General features: G+C 70.0%; 3 protein-coding genes. All 3 read left to right on the plus strand.

All coding sequences use genetic code 11. The features are described from left to right. The coding region (locus tag EQG76_RS04485; RefSeq protein ID WP_200840551.1) for an efflux RND transporter permease subunit at positions 1-1026 on the plus strand (1026 nt) is incomplete at its 5' end. Positions 1027-1254: 228 nt separating this feature from the next. Next, complete coding sequence (locus EQG76_RS04490; protein ID WP_159710975.1) at positions 1255-2430, plus strand: efflux RND transporter periplasmic adaptor subunit; 1176 nt, start codon at positions 1255-1257, stop codon at positions 2428-2430. Then, positions 2427-3333 (plus strand): efflux RND transporter permease subunit (locus tag EQG76_RS04495; protein ID WP_200840552.1); only part of this gene is annotated, 907 nt, incomplete at its 3' end. The genes EQG76_RS04490 and EQG76_RS04495, both read left to right, overlap by 4 nt.

Consider the following 3333-nt stretch of genomic DNA (forward strand, 5'->3'; position numbering starts at 1 on the left):
GTCTTCACCACCTTCAACGCCGACACGCCGCAGATCTATCTGGACCTGGACCGGGAGAAGACCCAGACGCTGGGCGTAGCGGTCTCGGACGTGTTCTCCGCCCTGCAGGCGACGCTCGGCGGCTATTATGTCAACGACTTCAACGTGTTCGGCCGGACCTGGCAGGTGCAGATCCAGGCCGAGGCCGACTACCGGCGCCGGGTCGACGACATGTTCCGGATCAATGTCCGCAACGCTGAAGGCGAGATGGTGCCGATGAGCGCCATCGCCTCGATCCGCCTGGAGCTCGGCCCCTCGGCGATCAGCCGCTACAACGGCTTTCGCAGCGTCACCCTGAACGGCAGCCCGGCACCGAACGCCAGCTCGGGCGACGCGATCGCGGCGATGGAGCGGGTAGGCGCCCGCCTGCCCGCCGGCTACGGCTATGAATGGACCGGCACGGCGCTCCAGGAGAAGGAGGCGGCCGGCAAGACCTCGATCGTGCTCGTGATGGCCGTGCTGTTCGCCTACCTGTTCCTGGTCGGGCTCTACGAGAGCTGGAACATCCCGATCCCGGTGCTGCTCTCGGTCTCGGTGGGCATATTGGGCGCCATTGGCGGCCTGTATCTGGCCGGGCTGCCGTTCGACGTGTACGCGCAGATCGGGCTGGTGGTGCTGATCGGGCTGGCCGCCAAGAACGCCATCCTGATCAACGAGTTCAGCCTGGAGATGCGCGCCAAGGGCATGGGCCTGCGCGAGAGCGCCATCGAGGGGGCGAAGCTCCGCTTCCGCCCGGTGATGATGACCAGCTTCGCCTTCATCCTGGGGCTGGTGCCGCTGATCCTGGCGACCGGGCCGGGCTCGGCCAGCCGGATCGCGGTCGGCTCGCCGGTCTTCTACGGCATGCTGGCCGCAGCCTCCGTCGGCATCCTGCTGATCCCGATGCTCTACGTGGTGTTCCAGCATCTGCGCGAGCGGACCGGTTGGCGGCCTGCTTCGCCGCACCCGGATGACCAGACCCACGTGATTCCGCCGCCCGCGGAGTGAGCCGGTCTGGCCGGGACGACGGTGCCGACATAGTTTGTTACGCGATGGCCGCTGCACCTGTCGCCACGGGGGCCTAGACTTGCGTCGTCTGTCGGCAACCGGGCTTTCCCCATGAATCTACCTACGCAGCCGCGGTCGCATGAAGCTGCGGCCACTTCGGAGGATCCGGCAAACGGCCCGCAGGCGCCACGGCGCCGTGGCCGGCCGGGCCGCTGGCTGCTGGTGGGCGTGGCGGTCCTGGCCGTTGGCTTCGCCTGGCTGCGCTTTGGCGATCTCGGGCCCTGGCTGGACGGGGCGCCCCCCTGGGTCCGGGAGGCGGCCCTGCTGGTCCGCGGCGAGACCCCGGCCGAGCCGGAGGCGGCACGGGCACCTGCCCCGGTGCCGGTCCAGGTGGCGCAGGTGGCGATCCGCAGCGTGCCCGTCGAGTTCCGCTCGGTCGGCACGGTGGAGGCAGTCGAGACCGTGGCCATCCGCTCGCGGGTGGATGGCGTGGTCGAGAAGATCCTGGTCGCCGACGGCGCGCGGGTGAAGGCCGGTGACCTCCTGGTCGAGCTGGACTCCCGGCCGATCGAGGCGCAGATCGACCAGCAGGAAGCCAATATCCGACGCGACCGCGCCCAGCTCGAGAACGCCAAGGTCATCCTGGGTCGGGCCCAGGACCTGGCCCAGCGTGGTGCCACCGCCCAGCAGTCGCTGGACGATGCCCGCACCCAGGTAGCATCGCTGACTGCGGGCCTCGCCGCCAGCGAGGCGCAGCTCCGTGCCCTGCAACTGGAGCGCTCCTTCCACCGAGTCACCGCCCCCTTCGACGGCCGGATCGGCCGGCTGACGGTGAGCCTGGGTGCCATCGTGCGTGGCTCGGACACGGGCGGCACCATCGCCACCCTGAACCAGGTTGATCCGATCTATGTGGCGGTCGGTATACCGCAGAACCTGCTGGGCGAACTGTCCCAGGCCCTGCAGGCCGGCACCGCGCGGATCGAGGTGCCCCTTCCGGGCAGCACGGAGACCCGCACCGGACCGGTCACCATGGTCGAGAACCAGGTCGAGCGCGGCACCGGCCTGGTCACCGTGCGGGCACGCATCAAGAACGACGACCAGCGCCTGTGGCCGGGCACCGTGCTGGATGCGCGCCTGATCCTGCGTGACGACCCGGACGCCCTGGTGGTGCCGAGCGGTGCCGTCCAGATCAGCCAGACCGGCTCGTTCCTATTCGTGATCGACCAGGACCAGAAGGCCAGGGTCCAGCCGGTGCAGGTCGACCGGACCGCAGGCGATTATGCCGTGCTGACGTCCGGCCCGCCCGCCGGCACCACCGTAGTCACCGAGGGCCAGATCCGCCTGACCGACGGCGCAGCCGTGCATATCGAGGACAGCCAGCAGGGCCTGGAGGCGCGGCTGTGAAGCTGGCGGAACTGTGCATCCGCCGCCCAGTCATGGCCACGCTCGTGACGGCAGCGATCCTCCTGGGTGGCATCGCCGGCTGGCGCACCCTGCCGTCCGCGGCCTTGCCGCGGGTCGACTTCCCGACCATCCAGGTCACTGCCAGCCTGCCCGGCGCCAGCCCGGAGACCATGGCCTCCTCGGTGGCGGCACCGCTGGAGCGGCAGTTCGCGACGATCGCCGGCATCGACACGATGACCTCGGAATCGACGCAGGGGAACACCGACATCACCATCCAGTTCGAGCTGGATCGCGACATCGACGGGGCGGCGCTCGACGTGCAGTCGGCGCTGTCCACCGCCCAGCGGCGGCTGCCGCCGGAGATGACCACCCCGCCCTCGTTCCGCAAGGTCAACCCGGCCGACCAGCCGATCCTGTTCCTGAGCCTGTCCTCGGCGACCCTGCCGCTTTCCAGGGTCAACGACTATGCCGAGAGCCTGCTCGCCAACCAGATCTCGCAGATCGAGGGCGTGGCGCAGGTGCTGGTCTGGGGCGGGCAGAAATATGCGGTGCGGGTCGAGGTCGACCCGGTCCAGGCGGCAGCCCGCGGCCTCACCACCTCGGACGTGCGCAACGCCATCGCATCGGCCGCGTCGACCACACCGGTCGGCACGCTCGCCGGATCCGCGCGCACGCTGACCATCGACCCGCAGGACCCGCCGTCCAACGCCGACGAGTACCGGCCGCTGGTGGTCGCCTGGCGCAATGGCCAGCCGGTGCGGCTGGGCCAGATCGCCAACCTGCGCGACGGGGTGGAGAACGAGCGGGGTGCCGGCTGGTTCAACGGCGAGCGTGCGATCGTGCTGGCGATCCAGCGCCAGCCGGACGCCAACACCGTGGCGGTCGTCGACCGGATCCGCGAGG

It is taken from the genome of Geminicoccus flavidas, from assembly GCF_009806515.1.
Classification (GTDB): domain Bacteria; phylum Pseudomonadota; class Alphaproteobacteria; order Geminicoccales; family Geminicoccaceae; genus Geminicoccus; species Geminicoccus flavidus.